Origin of the sequence: Ferrimicrobium sp., from assembly GCF_027319265.1 — a bacterium.
In the GTDB taxonomy this organism is placed as follows: Bacteria; Actinomycetota; Acidimicrobiia; order Acidimicrobiales; family Acidimicrobiaceae; genus Ferrimicrobium.
Genome location: NZ_DAHVNP010000037.1, coordinates 19,742 through 41,000 on the forward strand (window position 1 = coordinate 19,742; position 21,259 = coordinate 41,000).

Consider the following 21,259-nt stretch of genomic DNA (forward strand, 5'->3'; position numbering starts at 1 on the left):
TCCTGTCGTCATCAGCGTCTGCCTTGCCACAGCCGCCATCTTAGGTCATACTATCGGTGAGGGCAGGACGCCCTCGGATCAAGCCACCCAGGGAGGGCGATGATGCGGTCGACATCGGGAAGGATCACTGGCTTTCTCGAATACTGCGCGCTGGTGGAACAGCGTGTTCAAGCCGTGGCCAAGCAGGAACATCTTGATCCTGACGACCCCAGTTCCACAGCTCGCATCCGCGAACTCGCCCGTTCAGAGATGGAGCATCTCACGCCCGGTATCGACCTCCTCAGTCAAGCGTCAATCGCGGAGCAGGTTTCCGATTATGTCACCCGAAGTATGCTCGGCGCTGGCCCGCTCCAACCACTCCTTGAGGATCCGCACCTAGAGGAGATTATGATCAATGGGCCGCAAGAGATCTTTGTCATTCGCTCAGGCGCTGGTCATCTGCGTTATCCGGAAGGCTTCTACCACGAAGCACACCTACGCCGGATTATCGAGCGCCTCGCCGCTCAGTCGCTTGGCAGCAGCCGCGCACTCGACCCATCTGAAGGAATCCAGGACATCAGCCTCCCTGACGGCTCTCGCCTCCATCTGGTGCACCCGGAACTCTCCGCAACAGGGCACATGCTGATCAATCTTCGCCGGGTCTCGCATCGAAGCAACCACGGCGGCCAACAACCGCTCCATCAACTACTCGTCCGGGCGATGAACGAAGGTGCAACCGTCGTGATAGCCGGACTACCAGGCTCCGGCAAGACTACCCTGGCAAGACTCCTCCTCGCTCAGGTCGACCCGCGAAGCCGCATCGTCGTCGCCGAAGAGGTCGCCGAGACCGGAGTTGCGTTAGCCAATGTTGCTCATCTACAGACGCGACGAGCCCGTCGGGGCGCCACCGCCATCGACCTACGGACCCTGGTTACTGCATTTTTGCGAATGGCACCATCGATCGCCGTCGTCGGAGAGATCCGCGATAAGGAGGCGTTGCCCTTTCTCCTCACCATCACCAGCGGCATTCCTGGACTCACCACGATCCATGCACGAGATGCCCGAGGTGCACTGACCCGGCTACGGCTCCTCTCCGAGCTCAACGGCACCGGCATCGGGAGCTCATCGATGAGTCAGTTGATCGCTGACGGCATCGACATCGTCGTCTACCAAGCAAAAATAGAGGAACGCTTCACCATCACACAGCTCGCCCTGGTCGAAGACATCACGAGTGGAAGCGGACAGACCAACTTCGTCACCATTGACCTTGACATCGCGAATGGCATGCTGATGGCTCCCATTCCTCAGCACGCCCGAATCCTTCAGCGATATCCGGCACTTCGCCAACCCATGACGGCGGTACCAATTGGAGAACTGGCATGATTGGAGATCTCTGTTCGTTCATCGTGATCGGCGCGGTAGTGGCAGAGTTACTTCGCAACCGGCGTCCACGAGTATCAGGTGGTCTGCGCTTGCAACAAGCAATACCCGTACTCTTGATGGTTTCGGTCATTGCGCTGGTACTCTCACCCATCATCGGTCTGCTCGCAGGTCTCGCGGCTCTCACGATCGTCATCGTCGATACCTCACACAGCTCCGAAAAGCTCGCCTTTGCGTTGAGCGGTGCCTGGGCGCTCGTTCTCGACGAGACAGCCACAAGGATATCGAGTCTTGGTGATCCGCTGCCGAGCGCCTTCTTTGGGGCCGCGCACACACTTCCGGGAAACCTTGTGGACTACGTCGATGAGGGTGCAAAGATCTACCAACTCACCGGTGATTTCCAAGGAGCGCTTGGGCCGCTTAGCGCGCGACTCCCCTTCGGAAGCTCTACTGAGACGCTGAAAATTTTGGCAAGCCTCACCAGTCTCTCTACTGCCGAAGCTCAGACCGCCCTCGGGGTGCTTGCCGAGCGCCATCGCGAAGACCACAACCTCACCTTGGAGCTCCAAGCGAAACTCTCAGGCGCGAAGCTGGCGCGAGCCTTCGTCGTAGCCGTCCCGCTCTTCCTCTTACTCATCGGTATCATCATTGGCGGCGGCGTCGCCGCCTATCTCACTCCACTCGGTCTGACCATGGGCACCATCGCGCTGATCATCATCACGCTGTGTTGGCTCTGGGCTGACCATTATCTCACACCGTTGGAGCGTTCGCGTACCAGCACCCGACGCCAATCCCACCTCTTTTGGCTCCTGGTTTGGTCGCAACCATGATCGCTCGGTTGATCACACTGCTGGTGGTCGCAGCATTGATCGCAATCGCTGCTCGCCTCAGCAGACACAACTCCACAACCCGACAGCATGAGCGACTCCTTCGCCACCTCCGACCGGCCAGAGAGCGCCAACAACCGAAGAGGGCCTTGCTGGGCAGCCTCACCCACAGCATCGATCGAGAACTCGCAATCCTCCTTGCCGACCAATCCCTCACTCGTTTCCTTCTGACCATCACGAGCAATGCCACCGCGGTCACGGCGCTCATCGTCGTCATCCTCACGATCATCGAGCCGACCGTATCCGTCGTGGTACTCGCCATCCCCCTCTGGCTGCTACTCGTTGGAGTGCAGCGGCTCCTACTGTTAGGTGCGGCGCAGCAAACCAAGGAGGCGCTCCGCGGCGACCTGCCCCTGCTTCTCAGCGAGATCCAGGCATCCCTCGAGAGAGGTCACTCCCTGACCACCACGCTCATCATCGTCGCACGCACGACGCAGACCGCATGGTCAAAACACCTGGTGCGGGCATCCACCGCACTGACCAGAGGTGAGCCGACCTCCGGAGTACTCAACGAACTCGCCGACGCGCTTGGGGATCCTGAGGTCAGCCGTGCCTTTACCCTTTTGGCGCTCTCCAACCAACATCAGGTCGCGCAACAACTCGTTGGCCAACTCCTCACTAAGGCGAAACTTGACCATCACCATCGACTGATCGCCATCGCCGGCAAGAGGGAGCAGCTGATTTGGATCCCCGTCGCGCTCGCGACACTTATTCCCGGTGTCCTGCTCGTCATCGTCCCACTCATCAGCTCCTTGAAGCTGCTCGCCTTGCGTTGAAGTTGCTCGTCCTGGAACACAGAGTATTGCTGTCGCGGAGGGTGCCTCTGCGAGGGGCACTCGGCCGATCCAAACTCCACACAACCGCTCGGTGGATCATTATCTGTCTGGCACATCCTCTGTCCTGACGGGATAGGTCCTGACGGGATAGCTAACAACGCGCCATCGCGCAGCGGACAGGCAACGGATCCTCACCGAGTTCACTAGGTGAACGACTAGCTGGCGATGGCAGTGATCTACTTCTGGCGTTAGGCTATCTCTGTTGTGCGACAAAGGGGGCAAGCGTGGGCATCGATCAATCCTATCTCGACTACTCCAGCCGTGACGATCGGTTGAGTGGTGGAGCGCGACAAATACCGATCACCACCCAGGTGGGGTCCTTTAACGTTTGGACGAAACGGATCGGCAATAACCCCAGCCTGAAGGTCCTCCTCCTCCATGGCGGTCCTGGGGCAAATCATGCCTATTTCGAGGCCATGGATAGCTATCTCCCCGCGGAGGGGGTCGAATACTACTACTATGACCAGCTCGGTTCGAGCTTTAGTGACAAACCTGACGATCCACTTCTCTGGGAGACAGAGCGTTTTGTCGACGAGGTCGAACAGGTTCGTCAGGCTCTCAACCTTAACCGCGACAACTTCGTACTGCTTGGACACTCCTGGGGCGGCATACTCGCCATCGAATACGCCCTCGCACATCAAGAGCATCTTCGTGGGTTGGTGATCTCCAACATGATGGCGAGCGCGCCAGCCTATACCGCCTACGCAGAGCAGGTTTTGATGCCTCAAATGGATCAGACCGTCCTCGCCGAGATCAAAGCGCTCGAAGCCAGCGGGGACATCGACAACCCACGCTACATGGAGCTCCTGATCCCCCACTTTTACGAGTATCACACCCTACGCATGCCAGCCGATCAATGGCCCGATCCGGTACAACGCGGATTCGATCAGCTCAATCAGCAGATCTACGTCTCCATGCAAGGACCGAGTGAGTTGGGGATGAGTCCGGACGCCAAGCTCGCCAACTGGGACCGCGTCGACGATCTCGCAACCATTGCGGTACCCACACTCGTCATCGGCGCCCGATACGATACCATGGATCCAGCGCACATGGAGATGATGGCGAACATCCTGCCCAACGGTCAGTATCTCTTCTGTCCGAACGGCAGTCATATGGCGTTCTATGATGACCAGGAGACCTACTTCGCCGGACTCCTGCAGTTTCTGCGTCACCTCCCTCGATAATCGCTTCAACCACCATGAGGAGCCTTCCCGGTACGTTTGCGCCATCGTCGATGCACGAGCCTCATCCGCGCTACCCGCTGCCATAGTGGATTGACTCCTCTCGATCACTAGGCGAGCGCACGTAAGCATCAACCCTTGCGGTGCTACGACCGTCGCCCGATCTTCATGCCGGCTGCATGACACATGCAGGTCTCGCTCGACGGGTACCCTTCGAGCGACGTGCCGACACGTACTTGCAGCCGTTGCCACCCCCCGCGGCGAGGCGCCCACCAACCCCCTCGACTCGCAACCTCTACTTCCGACATCCGGTCACCTCGATGTCGGCCGTCCACTACTGCATCGACTCTGTCATCGACTCTGTCATCGACCGCATCTCCTTCGCTGGTTGCCCAAACGAGGGTCCGCAGAGAAGGGCTGCAATATCCGCACCCAAGCACAGCCGCCCTGCACTGACCTCCCTCTCCTCCTTCCGCGCCACCGGACCCCACGATCCCTCCGATCCCCACCGTCCACTCCAACCGATACCAGCACCCACTCTGCGATGCCGTTCCTGAACAAGCGGCGACTACTTGTCGACCGGGGACGTTCACCAACCGCAGCTGAGCAGTCCGGACATCTGCAACCAAGCCGAATGGGCGTCAACGTCTACAACAATGATGCCCAGTGCCGCTCCGCGAAGGGCCGATTTGCGAAGCTAGTCTGGCTCCATAGCTTGCCTTCCACCGCCACCATTCCAGTCTTCTCATCGCCACGCACACCAAGAGTGACAGCTCAACCACTCACCTGGCTATGCCTTTTGTTGAGGAGTGATCACGTCATAGAAATAATCAGATCTACCAAATTTGGCCGCCCCCACGCCACCATACCTGCCCGAAAAAACTCGCCGTGATGCCTTGACAGGTCGACCAGAGCTATCTAAGATAGAGAAAATCCAAGGAAGGAGAATGCAATGCCGACATGGAAGTTGGCGCGAGTATCGTCGACCGTTCATTACGCGGTTAGCCGGTGCATCGTGACCCTCACACTCATCGCCACCGACCTATGGGGGTTTATGGGCACCCAACTCGGCGACTTAGGCGATGAGACAGGCGAAGGGGTCATTTCAACCGCCATCGTAGTAATGATCATGGCGTTCCTCGCTGTGGGGCTCTGGGTCGCGTTCAAGCTCATCATGTCAAATGCGACAAGCTCGATCTCGACCCAGGTCTCACAAATTGGCCAATGAAGAGGCAACTGATACCAGTACCAGGGCTTCAAAGACCGAAGAGCCCCAAAATCTGTTCCACCCTAGACGATAGTACGATCAGCCAATCGCGAGGGTTCCAGCGTGGTAAGATCCGATGGAACCCCCTGGCTGCTAGCACGCCAGGCGATGTCGTAGCCGACGGTCTGCCGACTAGCACAATTCCCAGATCGATTTCCTCGATGCGAGAGAGTGGTGGCTCTTCCTTGCTAACGACACTCGTTGCCGGGACCGTGGGTATGATTCTTCTTATTCTCGCCGTCCAATCCACGACCGCAATCATCGAATGGGTACAGCTCAATGCGCTCGCCAACCGCACCGCAATACTGGCCGCCAGTAATCTATCTCAAGGCATCCCCTTTGCCGTTCATAGTGCCGAAAACTCACTCGCATCATCCGGTTTATTAGGCTCACACGACACCGATATCCACTGGTCCATCAATGGGCAAACCGTGACGCTTACCCTCCAGCGATCCATCCCACTTCTGACTGGATCGACCGCTCTCTCTGCTCGCGCTACCGCGTTGGTCAACTAGCCGACATGATGAGACCATTGGTCATGCCAGCCGAACGGGATCAGGTGAGCACCGGAGGATTCATCGATCTCGTCACCCTCCTCTTTGTCAGCGTCATCGTGCTCCTGGTGCTTATCCCCTTCCTTATCGGCACGATTCGAATCGTCAGCCTCAAACAGCAGCTCGATCAACGCGCATGGAATCTGCTACGGATCTCCACGCTAACGGGAGCCCTACCGCCATCGACGGTTCGCGTCCAGGGTGCAATGGCCAACATCACCCTGCAGGGTGCGCTGCAGGGTTGCCAAACAGACAGACTCATTCTCTCAACAACGCTCACCCTTCCAGGGCTTGCGCTGCTAGGAGCATCGATCGCAACGTATCACGTCATCGGTTCGGCAACGATCGCCACTGGTGCTTATCGCACTCCAGACCAGTTGGGATTCAACTGTGCTCCCTTCACACAGGGAAGCTAACCGTCGAGCCGCCGACAGCGGCTCAGCGCTCATTTTGGTGCCGCTCATCGCACTGGTGGTCGTCATCCTCATGACCATCGCCATCAACACCGCCGCACTCTATCTGGCGCAGCATCAGCTCACCGAGGTGGCTGAGGCCTGTGCCATCCAAGGCACCCGTGCCCTCGACCCAGTCTCCTACTACTCAGAAGGGGTCCTCGCTCTTGCCCCATCGGCCGCTCGAGGGGACGTCATGGCCTGCGTAGCGCACGAAAGCACTCGGCTCACCCACGTCACCGTCTCCTTCCCCACATCACTGAGTCTGACCGTCACGCTCACCCAGCGACAGCGGACACCCCTTCTCAATCTCCTCAGCATCGATCATGACTCGCTCAGTGCATCGGCGACAGCAGTTGCCCTGGCAAGTCCTCCTCATCGCGGCGCCTTCACCAGCGACAGGACCAGCTTTCACTGAGGTCTTGACTCATCGATCTTCGCCAACCCGACACCCCAGGGATCTCAAAGTGAGGGGCAAGGACCGGCTAGGGTGTTGAAGGTGATGCCAATTCAACACGTACCCGTCGATGCACACCTCTCCTCCGACCAACACCAACTTCTCATCGCTCGATCGCTTGGCTTAGCTCTGGGTCTGGAGACACGCGGACCGCTCGCTCGCCTAGAACTCAGTGAACCTTCGCCCGCCCCGGTGATCGCACGCGAGGCCAATGGTGCACGTTATGCCATCGCGAATCGACGAATACTCCTCGATGGGGCGACCAACTTTCGCGATGCTGGTGGTCGACAAGGCGTCGGTGGTGCCTTGGTCGACTGGCGCACTCACTACCGCTCCGAAAACCTGGCCAGGATCACCGCACATGATTGGGAGAGCATCGAACGTCTTGGCATTGACCTGATCATCGATCTTCGCCACGCCGACGAGTCTGACCTTGCACCGTCGAAGGCACCCGGTCACATCACTACCGTGCAGATCCCAATCGTTGGCAACCTCGCGGGTCATGCAGATGCCACGCGTGCACTCCTTGAGGGCCTAGTCGATCGAATCGACGACGAGGCGATGAAGGCGATGTATCTCGACCTCGTTGCTCAACACGAAAAGGATCTCATGACCGCCTTCGAGCTCTATCGCGACCACGACCAACCCGTCCTTGTGCACTGCACCGCCGGGAAGGATCGCACGGGTATCGTCGTGGCACTTTGGCAGCTCTCACAGGGTGTCAGCATGCGCGACATCCTAGAGGACTATCGTCTCTCGTCCCTCTATCGGACGTTACCACGTTTCTTAACTCTTCGGCCAGATCTCCTCGCCGCCCATGTCAACCCACGCAACATCCACAGCTACCTCTCAACGCAGAATGCATCGCTGACGGCGGCCCTCACAGCACTCGACGTCGACGAGATTGGGTCCCGTTAACGACACGGCAATTGGTGGAGCTAGGAACTCGCATCGACCTCCTGGGTCATGGGTGCCCGTATACCCACCACGTTTGTGGGGGTGTCAGGGAGCATGAAAGGCGAGATCGCCTGCCTTGATCGACGCAACACATTGCTCACAATTGCAACCCCCTGTAGCAATATTTGCGAGTGCAACGACTGACACTTGTTCCCTCTAGCATCTCTTGTTGGCGCACCAAGGTCCTGATGGAGTGCGATATTTGCGATCGACGACACCATGACGGCCACAGCATCACCTGCCTAATTGACAAGGTCGTAACAAAGCACTACGCTTTGGTCAGCGACCACGGATGTCGCAGCAGAGAACGAACAGCGTTCCAGACCGCTTCTAAGGGGGAAGAATGGCCGACGATGGCGCAACAATTGAAGCACTATTTTCTGAGGGACGAAAATTCGAGCCGCCAACACATCTGCGAGAGACGGCAGCGATCAACTCGCCCGCAATCTATCACGAAGGTGAGGACTACGAGACCTACTGGGCCAACCAAGCCGAACGAGTGTTGTGGAGGCGCCGGTGGGACCGAGTGCTTGATTGGTCGAATCCTCCCTTCGCACGGTGGTTTGACGGAGCCACCCTCAACATCACCGAGAGCTGTCTCGACCGGCATGCGGCCGCCACCCCTCACAAGGTGGCCTACTACTTCGAGGGAGAGGAGGGTGACACCAGAACCCTCACCTATGCCGACCTCTTGGCTGAGGTATCTCGGCTTGCGAACGGATTGAGTTCGCTTGGGGTCACCAAGGGTGATCGTGTGGCGATCTACATGGGCATGATCCCGGAATTTCCGATCGCATTGCTCGCTTGTGCGCGACTCGGCGCGATTCATTCAGTCGTCTTTGGCGGGTTCTCCCCGGAGGCACTCGCCGATCGTATCAACGATGCTCAAGCCAAGGTGCTCATCACCTGTGATCAGTCCCGACGCAAAGGCCAACTCGTTGAACTCAAAGCTTTTGCCGATCGGGCGCTCGAGAACGCTCCATCAGTCGAGCATGTCGTCGTCGTCGAGCGTACCGGCAACGATGTCGCCATGCAAGAGGGCCGAGATATCACCTATCGGGCACTGACCGAAAGCCAGCCTTCGGTCCGCGAAGCGACCGAAACCTCAAGCGAAGACCCGCTCTACATCCTCTATACCTCCGGCACCACGGGGCGCCCGAAGGGCATCCTCCACACCACTGGAGGGTATCTCGTCGGTGTAGCAACCACGCATGCGCAGGTCTTTGACCTTCGACCTGATGACGTCTACTGGTGCACCGCTGACATCGGATGGGTCACCGGCCATAGCTATATCGTCTATGGACCCTTGGCCAACGGAGCAACGAGCGTCCTCTATGAAGGGGTACCCGACTATCCGGATAAGGACCGCTACTGGGCGATCATCGAAAAGTACCGGGTAACCCAGCTCTACACCGCCCCAACCTCGATCCGTACCTTCATGAAGTGGGGAACGGAGTTCCCCGACCGCCACAATATGGAGTCGCTACGCATTATCGGCACCGTCGGTGAACCCATCAACCCAGAGGCATGGATGTGGTACCGGCGGGTGATTGGTGGAGATCGGTGTCCGGTCGTAGATACTTGGTGGCAGACGGAGACGGGGAACATGATGATCGCTCCTCTACCGGCCATCACCGCCGCCAAACCTGGATCTGCCACGATCCCCCTGCCCGGAATAGGTGCTGACATTGTCAATGAAGATGGAGACTCGGTTCCACTGGGTGGCGGAGGCTACCTCGTATTGACCCACCCATGGCCCGCCATGGCCCGCACGATCTTCGGCGACCCTGATCGATTTGTCGATACGTATTGGTCACGGTTTTCAAACCCAAGCGCGGGAGTTTGGCGCTACTTTGCTGGTGACGGAGCCAAACGTGACGAGGATGGCTACTACTGGCTCCTCGGACGCGTCGATGATGTCATGAACGTCTCCGGCCATCGGATCTCGACACTCGAGGTGGAATCAGCACTCGTCGATCATCCATCGGTTGCTGAAGCAGCAGTCATTGGACGCAACGACCCTATCACCGGCCAGGCGATTGCGGCCTTTGTCACCCTCCGATCGGGAATCGTTGGGAGCGAAGCCCTCATACTTGAGCTCCGCGATCATGTCGCAGACAAGATTGGGAAAATAGCACGGCCAGCCTCCATCGTCTTTACCGATGAACTACCAAAGACGCGCTCTGGGAAAATCATGCGCCGACTGCTGCGCGACATCTCCGAGCAACGCAAACTCGGCGACGTCACCACGCTCGCCAACGCCGATGTCGTGCAAGAGATCGCTGATCGAGCACAGTCGATGAAGGCCTCGACCGAGGAGTAGCACCTCATCATCAGTCACACCGCGCCAGGGGATGGGGGATTGCAGATGAAGACAACAAATTCGACCAAGACATATTGGTACCTCGTGGGTCATGATTGACGAACCCGTAAGGTCAATCTGTCACAAGGACTAAGCGCCCATCGCCAACACCGATGGGTCCAAACAGGGGGGAAATGGACGAGCTAGTTCCACACACGCTACGCCAACAACAGAGACGAAGGCTTCAACCACAGCGCCTTCAGCCACAGCGACAGCGATCATGTTCACCCGTCGATGTGCGATCGCATCGACGGAAAGCACCACCGTGGACAACCACTGCAGACCCCTCGAGCAACGGGTTGACCCTCTCTCCAGAACCAACGACAGGGGGTTGCCTATCGTATTAGAACTTCACGACCGCGGAATCAGGACCTACAACAATCTGCTCATCTACACCAAATCATCGTTCCTGTCGTACAGGAACACGTAAGTACCTTCTCACAGAAGAAAGGAACGTACATGTCAGCTAAGGAAACCTATGCGGATCCCGGACATTGGGCGGTTACTGCATTCTCAGCTACGTCGCTGATGCTGGGTATCATCAATGCCCATCTCATCAGTGGAACAGCCGTCGGCATTATCATCCCAACAGCCTTCATCTTCGGCGGCATCGTCCAGATCATCGCCGCCATCATCGAGGTTGCGCGTGGCAGCACCTTCGGGGCGGTGGCCTTTGGATCATACGGTCCATTTTGGATCATTGTCGGCCTCTATCTACAGTTCTACGCCAAGACCGTAGCTCCGGCAAGTGTCGGCACCGCCTTTGCACTCTTCCTATGGATGTTCGCGATCATCTCCCTCTATCTCTTTATCGCATCACTCAAGACCGACGTCGTCCTCGCGATCATCCTCTTCCTCTTAGTGATCACCTTCGTGCTTCTTGCCCTCGGACAAGGAATGAATTCGACGAGCCTGACGGAAGCCGGCGGTTGGGCAACCATCATCTTCGCTGTCCTCGGCTTCTACCATGCGGCCTCCGGCACGATCGCTTCGACATGGGGGCGGGTACTGCTACCGGTAGGACCGCTCACGCCAAAACCGATGGTACCACCAGATCAGGATCCACACCATGTGATGTCACCAGTAGATCGCTGATCTTACCAACCGTCAACGGAGAGACCCCTCTCCCTGCTCCAACCAGTGGCCGACGTCCCCCATGGATGTCGGCCACTGGCGTTTGCTAGTGAGACAGTCGACGACGTCAGCCCCGGTTCCCAATCATGTTCGGTCTCTAGCAATGTGGGCAATAACGATGGGCTCAACTGGACAGCGAGGCTATCAGCGCAGCGATCAGCGGTTCAAAGGGACCGCCTCTGAGTATCTGGTAGAGACGCGTGGCCGTCTCGTGTGCACCAGTGCGATCCTGCTCCCGTAGGCACACCGCGAGCTCTTCAAGCAGGTCTGGTACAGCCTCATAGACGGGAAGTTGATTCAGGCGACGTATCGCAACAGCCCCTTGGCTGAGACCGACGACGTCGCTCGCGATCGCAGAGCGCAAGGACCGCTCAAGTGCACTGATCACCTCGCGTTGTTGCTGACCGTCCATCTCGACTCTCTCATCCCGCTCTGACGCCACCCGCACCTCGCTCGCCAAGGGACCAACGGTGCCACCATAGCTTCAGGGTAGCAAGATGACCTGCTTTGGATCCCGCAGCTCTATCAAGGTGACCAGGAGATCACAAAACTGCTCCTCACTGCTCCACCGGAGCCGTTCAAGCAACGCCCCCGGATCATCGAGCGTGATGCCGACCGATCGTGACAGCACCTCGAGATTCTCGAGATCGCTGCGGTCGGCCTGGCCTGTTAACAGACCGAGCACCAACGAGACCCGCTCAGCAGGCCGACACTTGCCACGACCTACCTCATCAAGCACATCTCCAAGGGCGAGGGCTACCTTTTTCGAGATCCCCATATCCATGGGAAGAACCGTTGGCTAACTCGAAACGCGAAGGCCTAGATCATCCAAGAAGGCGATCATATCCTCGAATGAGAGTCCAAGAACGGCACCGATGATTTTGAGATCATCGGAACGCACGGTCATGACGCGGCCATTGAAATCCTGCCTTGAAACCTGGATCATCGACAGGTAGCGGCTAATGAGGTCGCGCTCGGGACCAATCATGGACGAGAGTCTGGCGAGGTCGATCGTACACTTGACCGACCCAGTCACCCGGGACCGCGCCACACCGGCGCTGATCTGTCGTTCAAGCCCTGCTAAATCAATCCGACTCTGATCGTCAGTCAACGAAGCTACTCGATCCCGATTGCTAAGTGCAAAGAACTCGCGACCGGCGAGCTCTGGTGGCAATAGTTGATCGACACCGACATGGTAGAACTCCGCGAGCCGCTGTAGTCGCGGTACCGAAATTGACCGCTCACCACGTTCATAGGCCCCTAGAACCGACGCCTTGAACTCCTTTTCAGAGATCGCCTCGACTGCTTGCAGCGAATAACGTTGCTGCTTGCGTACGGATCGTAACCGCTTCCCTACTTCGCGTGCGTAGTCTCGCTCCGCCTGATCCATTGACACTCCTCGCTCCATCCCACAGAGGTCACGCGTTTACTCCGTGTAGCCGTATACTACCAGGGTTTATCGCAAATACATACCAGTGATGCCCGTAATGTCGCCAAAAGTATCGAACCTGCTACCGCTGCCGTCTCAATCCGCAATATCGGTAGTCCAAGGCTCACTCTTGGTATGGAATCAGGTGCCACAATAGCGCCTGACTCGGGTCCAACGACCAGCGTCGTCACCCCCTTGGGTAAGGGGCCTCCAGCGGGATCGAGAATCGCCACACCCTGTCCCACGCTGGCAAAGTACTCATGCGCTGGCTTCGGAGGATCGATCACTGGCAACCACAGGCGTTCCGACTGCTGCGCTGCCTCACGAGCCACCCGCTCGAGGCGTTCCAGATGCGCCGGTGACAACTGTGCTCCACCGCGCCGATCATGGAGATCCGAGAGCAGATGGATACGGTCGATACCCGTTTCGGTCAGTTTTTGCACCGCCCAAGACAGTCGCTCACTTGAGGGCAAGAACATGGCAATCCCGATGTCGGGTTCATCGCGGGGCACAATCGAGATGTCTGAGAGCGGAACCAATCGCACTTGGGCCTGAATCGCCTCGATCGCCACCGTACGGAACCGGCCATGACCGTCCCCGGCGAACAGGCGAGCACCGTTGCGCAGACGACGCACCGATACGAGGTGATGAGCGAGTTGACGTGAGACGACCAGAGTCGCAAGATCGTCAACAATGATAAAAGGGTGGAGGCGCTCCATCCTCCGCTACGGCTTAAACGCCGACTTCAACTTCGAGAAGATACCATGCTCATGGTGACCGAGGACCTGTTCGCCACGCAACTCTGCAAGCTGACGAAGTAGCCCTTCCTCCTCTTCGCTGAGCTCTTTGGGCATCTGTACATCCATCGCCACAATCAGATCACCGCGACCGCGGCCCCGACCTGAGAGGACCGGAACTCCCTTACCCTTGAGGTGCACCGTGGCTCCTGGCTGCGTACCTGGGGCGACCTCAATCGTCTCGGGTCCATCGAGGCTCTCGAACTCCACCTGCGCACCGAGCGCCGCCTGTACGTAGGAGAGCGGCAGCTGCATCCACAGATCATTACCCTGTCGTTCAAATCTCTGCGAGGGCGCGACGTTCACATGTACATAGAGACTCCCCGGCTGGCCACCTCTCGGCGCAGCGGCGCCCTTGCCAGTGAGACGGAGAACAAGACCGTTATCAGCACCTGGCGGCACCTCGATCGTGAAGTGACGCTCAAGGGTTTTGCGACCCTCGCCACGGCAGTCAGGACAGAGATCGGTGATCACCTTGCCCTCACCATGACAGACGTCGCAGGTCATCGTTGTCACCATCCGACCGAGGAATGACTGCGTCACCCGCTTGACGGAACCACTCCCCTGACACTGGGCACAGACCGTTGGAGAGGTGCCCACCTTCGCACCTGATCCACTACAGGTCGGGCAGGTCGTGGGCATCTTTAAGGAGATCTCCTTCTGGCAGCCGAAGACGGCCTCCTCGAAGGTGAGATTGACCGCCGTCTCCATGTCCTCACCACGGCGCGGACCTGGTGCCTCCTGCCCACCAAAACCTTGGCCAAAGACCGTCTGAAAGATATCGGTAAAGTTTGGTTGGAATGGGCCACCACCAAAGGGATCGCTGCCCGCCCCACCGGAGGAGCCATAGAGATCGTACTGGCGACGCTTCTCAGGATCGCTCAGTGTGTCGTAGGCCTCAGTTACGAGCTTGAAACGGTTCTCGGCATCCTTATCTCCCCCGTTCACATCCGGGTGTAGCTGCCGAGCCAGCTTACGATACGAACGCTTGATATCCTCTGCAGATGCGCTGCGCGCAACCCCTAGTACCTCGTAGTAGTCGACCACGTTCCTCCTTATCGCACGGCACGCGCGACTTGCGCACTCAGTGCTTCAACCGCTGCTAGTGCTCGCGAGTAATCCATCCGAGTAGGTCCAATCAATCCGATAGAGCCCACGAGTTCACCATCGATCTCACAGGGTGCCACCACGAGCGAACACTCATTCAGTGCCTCAACCCCACCTTCGTCGCCGATGCTAACCATGCTGCCGGTCTCGATCAACGTACGGATCAGGTCCACAACATGCACATCGTGTTCAAGCGTCTCAAGTACTCTCGCAACCTGATCGAGCTGTTCGAGAGCGGCAGCCGTCTTAGAGAGCTCACGCACACGAAGTCCAACCTCTTCACGCACCCGCAGTTCACGTAGCGCTGCGGCTACTTCGCGGGTGACGGTAGTGACCAACGGTGCTTGGTCGTCCAACGGTGGGGCTACCCCCACGGCACTCGTATCCGTACTAGAAACCGTGTCGAGGTCGATGAGTTCACTCATGTCGGTACCCACCAACATCGTCGTAAGGCGAGCACTGACTTGACTCGCCACCTCGTCACTCACCTCGACGCTGGGGTGCACCGTCGTGCGTTCGACCGTGCCTTTGGACCCCACCACTACGACCAACAACGTGTCTGGGCCAAGGCAGAGCACCTGAATCGCCTTATAATCCTCCGTCGATACAGCCCAAGTCGTCATCACTGCGGTGTAGTTGGTCTGCTGTGACAAGAAGGTCAGTGACCGCTCAAGCACATCCTCAAGTGCGCCCTTTGCCGTACGCAAAAAGTCAGCGACGTCATGTTCAATCTTTGCCAACTCAACAGGATCGAAACGCAGGAGCCGATCAACAAAATAGCGATACCCACGGATCGAGGGGATGCGTCCTGCGGAGACATGAGGTTGGGTTAGATAACCCTCTCGCTCCAGATTGGCCATCTGGGAGCGTACCGATGCCGGTGACAGATCGAGTTCAGCTGACTCCAGGACGTGTTGGGACCCCACCGGAGAAGCAGTACGAATGTACTCGACAATGACCGCGAGAAGAATCGCCTCTTTGCGTGCGCCTAGTGACTGATCAACCATAACCGAGAACCTAACCTCAACAAAATCTTTGACTACGCTATCCCACTGGATTACCCTACTCAGCATTACCCCACTGAGTATTACCCTACTGAGTGCGATCGCACTCAGTAGCTTGTTCTATAGTCTAGCTTTCAAGAGACCAGGGTTGGTTTTTTGCTCAGAACTGCATGCATGATCCTCATCGGGCGTGCTACGTCGCAAGCATAGCTGATTCTGTTGCGTACGATTCGTTGTCGCATGCCCTTCTGTGCCGCATGCGAGGGAACATCGATACGCTGCACAGATGCGCCGCGAAGCACCGACCAGAGAGGGGCGGACCAATGGGACCTTGAATAGGCGACGCCACGACCAGATGGCTCATTCGACTCGGTAGTCGAGAGTTGAACCGACTCGACATTCCCAGAAGCCCCAGCCACAACATGGCAATACTCCAGATTAGGGACTAGGCCAAGCAAAGTACCAAACCACAGACAGCCACCAGACCATTCCGACGCCGACGGATTCAGCCCAAAGACGAGCTTGATCCACGAAAGACCTGTCTCGTACCACGCCACGGCGATACAACCGTGGAGCGACCTCAGCCCTCGACAGAGAAGCGGTAGCTCCTAATCCTTAGCGTGGGACAGCTGGGCCATGAGACGCGATTTACGGCGAGCCGCCTGATTCTTATGAATCACACCCTGGGATGCCGCCTTGTCGAGCCGCTTCAGTGCAAGACGCACGGATGCATCATCCTGGGTGGTAACGGCATTCTTGACGCGGGTCTTGAGCTCTGAGCGCACTGCCTTGTTTCGCTCACGCCGACGCTCATTCTGACCAATACGCTTGATCTGACTCTTAATATTTGCCAAGGTTGACTCTCCCAGTTGCGTTCGCCGCTTAAAAATCCGATCTCCCAGCATAGCATCAGGTCATGACTGGACGCGCCGTGGGCCTAAGCTTACCTCCGCATGCTGGACCAATCTCACATCCGTAACATCTCAATCATCGCCCACATCGATCATGGCAAATCGACCCTCTCCGATAGGATTCTGGAGCTCACTAAAGCCGTGGACCCTCGGCTGATGCGCGAACAGTACCTCGACTCGATGGATATCGAGCGTGAGCGCGGCATCACCATCAAAGCACAGAATGCTAGCGTTGAGTGGGGAGGTCACCGGATCAATCTGATCGACACACCTGGGCACGTCGATTTCGGCTATGAGGTAAGTCGATCCCTTGCCGCCTGCGAGGGTGTCGTCTTGCTGGTAGACGCCTCTCAAGGCATCGAGGCCCAAACCCTAGCAAACTGTTATCTCGCCCTCGAACACGACCTCGAGATCGTCGCCGTACTCAACAAGATTGATCTCCCAGCCGCCGAACCCGACCTGTATGCCAGTGAGATCGAGAACGTGCTTGGTATCGATCGCACCAGTATTCTGCGCATCTCAGCCAAGACCGGTCAAGGTGTAGCCGAGCTCCTTGACGCCGTCATCGAACGGGTACCACCACCAACCGGGGATCGTGACGCCCCACTCCAGGCGCTCATCTTTGACTCGCTCTACGATCAATATCGAGGGGTCGTTAGCTCCCTCAGAGTCATGAACGGAGTGATTCGCTCCCACGACCGTGTCACCTTCATGCAAGCCCAGCGCAGCCACGACGTGGAGGAGATCGGGGCACGTCGCCCAGTCATGACACCAGTCGCAGAACTCGGTCCCGGCGAGGTCGGTTACCTGATCGCGGGGATCAAAGACGTTGGGGAGGCACGTTCGGGTGAGACGATCACCCAAGCGCATCGGCCAGCAGATGCCCCACTACCAGGTTATGAACACCCAAAGCCGATGGTCTTCTGTGGCCTCTACCCGATCGACGGTGACGAGTTTGAGGAGCTGAGGGACTCCCTTGACAAACTCATGCTCAACGATGCCAGCTTCACCTTCGAACCCGAAACCTCGGCCGCACTTGGATTCGGTTTTCGCTGCGGCTTTCTTGGACTCCTCCATATGGAGATCGTTCGTGAACGTCTGGAGCGAGAGTTCGGCCTCTCGTTAATCGCCACAACGCCAAGTGTGGGCTATCGCGTACTCGACACCAAGGGTGAGCTCCTCGAGGTCGCCAATCCATCCGCGATGCCAGCCGCGAACCTCATCACTGAGATCGCGGAACCCATGCTGAAGGTCAACATCATCACACCGGCCACGTACATCGGTACCATCATGGAACTTGCCCAGTCAAAGCGGGGTGAGCTAGTGAAGATGGACTACCTCTCTCCCGAGCGGGTCGAGATCAACTATCGCCTGCCATTAGCGGAGATCGTGATCGACTTCTTTGACACCTTGAAGAGCAGAACCAAGGGATACGCCTCGCTCGACTATGAGCCCGATGGGTATCAGCCGGCCAACCTGACCAAACTCGACATCCTCATCGCTGGTGAACCAGTCGATGCGTTTTCTACCATCATCCACCGTGACAAAGCCTACGACTACGGGCGTCGGCTGGTTGCCAAACTACGTGAACTCATTCCACGTCAGTCATTCGATGTTCCGATACAGGCCGCCATCGGCACCAAGGTCATCGCGCGAGAGACGGTCAAGGCCTATCGCAAAGACGTTATCGCCAAGTGCTATGGGGGTGATATCACCCGCAAACGCAAACTCCTCGAGAAACAGAAGGAGGGCAAGCGTCGTATGAAATCAGTCGGTCGCGTCGAGATCCCACAGGAGGCGTTCGTCTCCGCGCTCAGCATCGGGAGCTAGCGCATCGATCGTCGCTACCGATCCGGCCCGACACGCGATGCCCAAGGTGACCCACCACTAAAACGCAAAGGCGCTAGACTGATGATGTGGTCTTTGCTAAATTCCAACGTAGTCAGGCGAACTGCCAGGGTCGTTCGACACTCGCAAACCGTATCGGAGTGACCGCCTTGGTACTCGTCTCTATTCTCCTCGCCTTGACGATAGGAAACCTGTGGCTCGGGATACCACTTGCCATCGCCGTGGCGGTGTTCGTGATCAAAAGGCGCAGCTGTCTGTACCACCTACCATCGCCGTCCGCAAACGATTGACCCACGACAAGTAGCCCACCACCGCTCATTCGAACGCCTCCTGTGCTACGCCCCACAAGTAACGCACCAACACTGCATCACCCACGCATTTGGCTAGCACCATCTCTCGGAAGCCAACCACAGTCGTGGTGAAGCCCTCTCGCTCACCAGGCCACCGTTATCAGCGACTTCACCATAGCTTTGGGCGACTCACCATCGTTTGACGGGTCCTCACTCGCGAGCAGCATCGGCAGGGCCCCTGCCTGGCACAGACCCAGTGAAGAGGAGGCGATGTACTGCCGATCTACCACCCACCCAGATCTCCATAGGAACACTGATCGGCTCTATAGCGAAGAGCCAGCATGAGGAGGATCCCCGCGTAAGCCTCAGCGCTCACCTCGTCAGATAACGGCATCGGTGGAGGATGAGAGCACCGTGTTCTACCTCCAGACCGGACAGCAGGCAAACGCTCGCCCAGGTCGCATTGCTAGCCCAATGCATAGCAAAGTAATGTGCGCAAAGTAAAGGACCTTTGGCCCTGGCAACTATTTTGAAGACAAACTAAAATGAACATATCGTGAGAGTAGACGCGGTAGTAAGGGTTATGGGATAGGAGTACAATCATGAAACTGACAAAAACGATTCTAGGACTAACAGGTGTTGCGGCATTGACAGCTGGCGCTACGGCGGCGACGGCAATCCTTGGCTTTGGAGCACAGGCATATGCTAATACTCCAAGTTTCACACTGACCTGTCCCGACATTCCTGTGGCCGGTACCGTTCCATTCACGGCGACACTCGTGGGTACAGCTACTCCCAGTATAGCGAGCAAAGGCTCCACCATCTCACTGAATGGACTCACCCTCGATGTAACCGTTCCAAAGAATTTGGTAGAGCTTGGAGTGCAGTTCAAACTCAAAACACTTCCTCTTTCCTTTGTGATCCCAGTCACGACAACGAATGGATCGCCCTCCACTATTGATGAGACGTTCTCCGGTGATCTCGCGATACCAGCAACCCCCGCACCGGTTTCCATCTCGTTACCTGCATCACCATCGACTGCCACTACCACCGCCACCACACCCGGAACCTTGGCCTTCTCTGTTCCAACAACCGGGGTGCAGTTCACTGTCGAAAACACCATTAAGAGTTCCTGCACCGTACCACAGGCCGAGACCATCGCTAGCACGACTGTGACCTCACCGAGTTCAACAACCCCGCCGTCATCATCGAGTACTCCCTCACCAACACGCTTGGTCACCGGACCTCCACAAGCCCCGGGCAGCTCACCCCTTCTGCCGATCGGTGTCGGTGTCGCGAGCCTGGGTGTAACGACTCTCATCGCCCTTGAAGTGAAAAGGGTGAAGGCAAAGGCGGACGCCGGATCCAATTCATAGCCGGCAATTTGCTCAGGGGATCCGCTATCCGCTGACTTCGCACTCCATGGTTACGCTGGTAGTGGACTAAGTGACAGAGCGGAGCTTCGGTCGATTTGCGTCTGGGTCGCTGGACCATGGTCCTAGTCAACGTCACAAGACAGCCATAATCCGGAAACGACAGCATGCACGAGTACTTGCTGTCTCTCTTACCGCCAGCGACCGGCCCAATCAAAGCGGTCTCGATGCGCAGGGTGCATCGGGCGAATACACCCTGCAACACCGATCGACTCGAGTAGTACGGACCACAAACTGGCGCACGTTAGCGGAGTTGAAAGACGAACGCAAACGACAATGGAACCTGTAGACGCTGCCCATTGCGCGGTAGCCTACAAATACGGCCAGATCCTAACGCCCACAATCGAGACGATGGCCTCCGTCAGCACCCTACGACATCGCGTACTCGCTGCGAACGGTGTGCAACCAAACTCAGAGAGACCCATATTTCGCTCCGATCGACGTTCCCACATCATGCAGCAGCCAATACCAGCAGTGTAGCATTTCGCTTGCGAAGCTGCATGCTGATCGCCTCATTAATCGGCAGTAGAACTCCGACAAAGGTCCAGATTCCTACAAGTATTGCCAAACTGATAACATCAACGATAGTACGTCAACAGTGTAGAACGAGCTGAGCCTGATCGATGATTACTGCACAAGCTGGTCGAGTAATAATGATTACCGTTACATAGCCATCACCGTAGTACCACTATCGCATCAAGGACATAATGACTAGCTGACTTACACAGAGTTCGTATACCTCCAGATCCATCCGACGCGAGGAATGCACGGGCCAGTCGCAGCATTACCATTTTGCTGAGAGCTGGAAGCAGCAAATCACTTCCTCAGCGATCTTGACAAGGGGTTCAATTTGTCCCGCACGACGGCCAAGCCATGGGTGATCACTTCCCCCAGATTCGTCTTCCACCCTATCCCACAATCATCGTGCCAGCACTGACCAGTGACGCTTGCTGGCCCTGTACTACTCAGCCCCGAATTCGCCTTCGTGTGTTCC

Annotated in this window: 20 protein-coding genes; 13 read left to right on the plus strand and 7 right to left on the minus strand. The window is 57.4% G+C overall.

Translation table 11 applies throughout. The annotated features are described in order from the left end of the window. The first annotated feature begins 99 nt into the window (after positions 1-99). The 11 genes from M7439_RS06500 to M7439_RS06550 all read left to right on the plus strand — a co-directional run bounded on the left by M7439_RS06500 (position 100) and on the right by M7439_RS06550 (position 11,407). Positions 100-1,362, plus strand: coding sequence for an ATPase, T2SS/T4P/T4SS family (locus M7439_RS06500; protein WP_308464415.1), 1,263 nt, complete (start codon positions 100-102; stop codon positions 1,360-1,362). Beyond that, a complete protein-coding gene (locus tag M7439_RS06505) occupies positions 1,359-2,189 on the plus strand; it encodes a hypothetical protein (protein WP_298347522.1) in 831 nt (276 codons plus the stop codon). The genes M7439_RS06500 and M7439_RS06505 overlap by 4 nt, the downstream gene beginning before the upstream one ends. After that, complete coding sequence (locus M7439_RS06510; protein ID WP_308464416.1) at positions 2,186-3,022, plus strand: hypothetical protein; 837 nt, start codon at positions 2,186-2,188, stop codon at positions 3,020-3,022. Before M7439_RS06505 ends, M7439_RS06510 begins: the two co-directional genes overlap by 4 nt. 284 nt (positions 3,023-3,306) lie before the next feature. After that, on the plus strand, positions 3,307-4,266 hold the full coding sequence (locus tag M7439_RS06515; RefSeq protein ID WP_298347524.1) for a proline iminopeptidase-family hydrolase: 960 nt from the start codon (positions 3,307-3,309) through the stop codon (positions 4,264-4,266). A 949-nt stretch (positions 4,267-5,215) separates the two neighbouring features. After that, positions 5,216-5,491 carry a hypothetical protein gene (locus tag M7439_RS06520; RefSeq protein ID WP_298347525.1) on the plus strand — a complete coding sequence of 92 codons (276 nt, stop codon included), beginning with the start codon at positions 5,216-5,218 and terminating at the stop codon, positions 5,489-5,491. A 200-nt stretch (positions 5,492-5,691) separates the two neighbouring features. Further along, the gene (locus tag M7439_RS06525; RefSeq protein ID WP_298347526.1) at positions 5,692-6,045 is read left to right on the plus strand and encodes a hypothetical protein; all 354 of its coding nucleotides are present in this window, start codon (positions 5,692-5,694) and stop codon (positions 6,043-6,045) included. A 5-nt stretch (positions 6,046-6,050) separates the two neighbouring features. Further along, on the plus strand, positions 6,051-6,500 hold the full coding sequence (locus M7439_RS06530; RefSeq protein ID WP_298347527.1) for a hypothetical protein: 450 nt from the start codon (positions 6,051-6,053) through the stop codon (positions 6,498-6,500). After that, positions 6,475-6,954 carry a pilus assembly protein TadG-related protein gene (locus tag M7439_RS06535; RefSeq protein ID WP_298347528.1) on the plus strand — a complete coding sequence of 160 codons (480 nt, stop codon included), beginning with the start codon at positions 6,475-6,477 and terminating at the stop codon, positions 6,952-6,954. The genes M7439_RS06530 and M7439_RS06535 overlap by 26 nt, the downstream gene beginning before the upstream one ends. An 84-nt stretch (positions 6,955-7,038) precedes the next feature. Continuing rightward, the gene (locus M7439_RS06540; protein WP_298347591.1) at positions 7,039-7,911 is read left to right on the plus strand and encodes a tyrosine-protein phosphatase; all 873 of its coding nucleotides are present in this window, start codon (positions 7,039-7,041) and stop codon (positions 7,909-7,911) included. A 382-nt stretch (positions 7,912-8,293) separates the two neighbouring features. Beyond that, entirely contained in the window at positions 8,294-10,273 is a 1,980-nt protein-coding gene (acs, locus tag M7439_RS06545) for an acetate--CoA ligase (protein WP_298347529.1), read from the plus strand. A gap of 498 nt (positions 10,274-10,771) precedes the next feature. Next, entirely contained in the window at positions 10,772-11,407 is a 636-nt protein-coding gene (locus tag M7439_RS06550) for an acetate uptake transporter (RefSeq protein WP_298347531.1), read from the plus strand. A gap of 163 nt (positions 11,408-11,570) precedes the next feature. On the opposite strand, the gene M7439_RS06555 is transcribed toward M7439_RS06550, so the two are convergent. The 7 genes from M7439_RS06555 to rpsT form a co-directional block, all read right to left on the minus strand. Further along, positions 11,571-11,888, minus strand: coding sequence for a hypothetical protein (locus M7439_RS06555; protein ID WP_298347532.1), 318 nt, complete (start codon positions 11,886-11,888; stop codon positions 11,571-11,573). 42 nt (positions 11,889-11,930) lie between these two features. Beyond that, positions 11,931-12,224, minus strand: coding sequence for a hypothetical protein (locus M7439_RS06560; protein ID WP_298347533.1), 294 nt, complete (start codon positions 12,222-12,224; stop codon positions 11,931-11,933). Between the two features lie 21 nt (positions 12,225-12,245). Next, positions 12,246-12,836 carry a transcriptional regulator gene (locus tag M7439_RS06565; protein ID WP_298337303.1) on the minus strand — a complete coding sequence of 197 codons (591 nt, stop codon included), beginning with the start codon at positions 12,834-12,836 and terminating at the stop codon, positions 12,246-12,248. Between the two features lie 56 nt (positions 12,837-12,892). Beyond that, positions 12,893-13,594, minus strand: coding sequence for an RsmE family RNA methyltransferase (locus tag M7439_RS06570; RefSeq protein ID WP_298347534.1), 702 nt, complete (start codon positions 13,592-13,594; stop codon positions 12,893-12,895). Positions 13,595-13,600: 6 nt separating this feature from the next. Beyond that, positions 13,601-14,719, minus strand: coding sequence for a molecular chaperone DnaJ (gene dnaJ / locus M7439_RS06575; RefSeq protein WP_298349679.1), 1,119 nt, complete (start codon positions 14,717-14,719; stop codon positions 13,601-13,603). A gap of 8 nt (positions 14,720-14,727) precedes the next feature. Then, positions 14,728-15,786 (minus strand): heat-inducible transcriptional repressor HrcA, encoded by a 1,059-nt coding sequence (gene hrcA, locus M7439_RS06580; protein ID WP_298347536.1) that lies wholly within the window; start codon positions 15,784-15,786, stop codon positions 14,728-14,730. Positions 15,787-16,391: 605 nt separating this feature from the next. After that, a complete protein-coding gene (gene rpsT, locus M7439_RS06585; protein ID WP_298347537.1) occupies positions 16,392-16,637 on the minus strand; it encodes a 30S ribosomal protein S20 in 246 nt (81 codons plus the stop codon). Between the two features lie 99 nt (positions 16,638-16,736). Here rpsT and lepA point away from each other — a divergent pair, with 99 nt between their 5' ends. Both lepA and M7439_RS06595 read left to right on the plus strand, forming a co-directional pair. Next, positions 16,737-18,524 carry a translation elongation factor 4 gene (lepA, locus tag M7439_RS06590; protein WP_298347538.1) on the plus strand — a complete coding sequence of 596 codons (1,788 nt, stop codon included), beginning with the start codon at positions 16,737-16,739 and terminating at the stop codon, positions 18,522-18,524. Between the two features lie 910 nt (positions 18,525-19,434). Next, the gene (locus M7439_RS06595) at positions 19,435-20,208 is read left to right on the plus strand and encodes a hypothetical protein (protein WP_298347540.1); all 774 of its coding nucleotides are present in this window, start codon (positions 19,435-19,437) and stop codon (positions 20,206-20,208) included. The last annotated feature ends 1,051 nt before the right edge of the window (positions 20,209-21,259 follow it).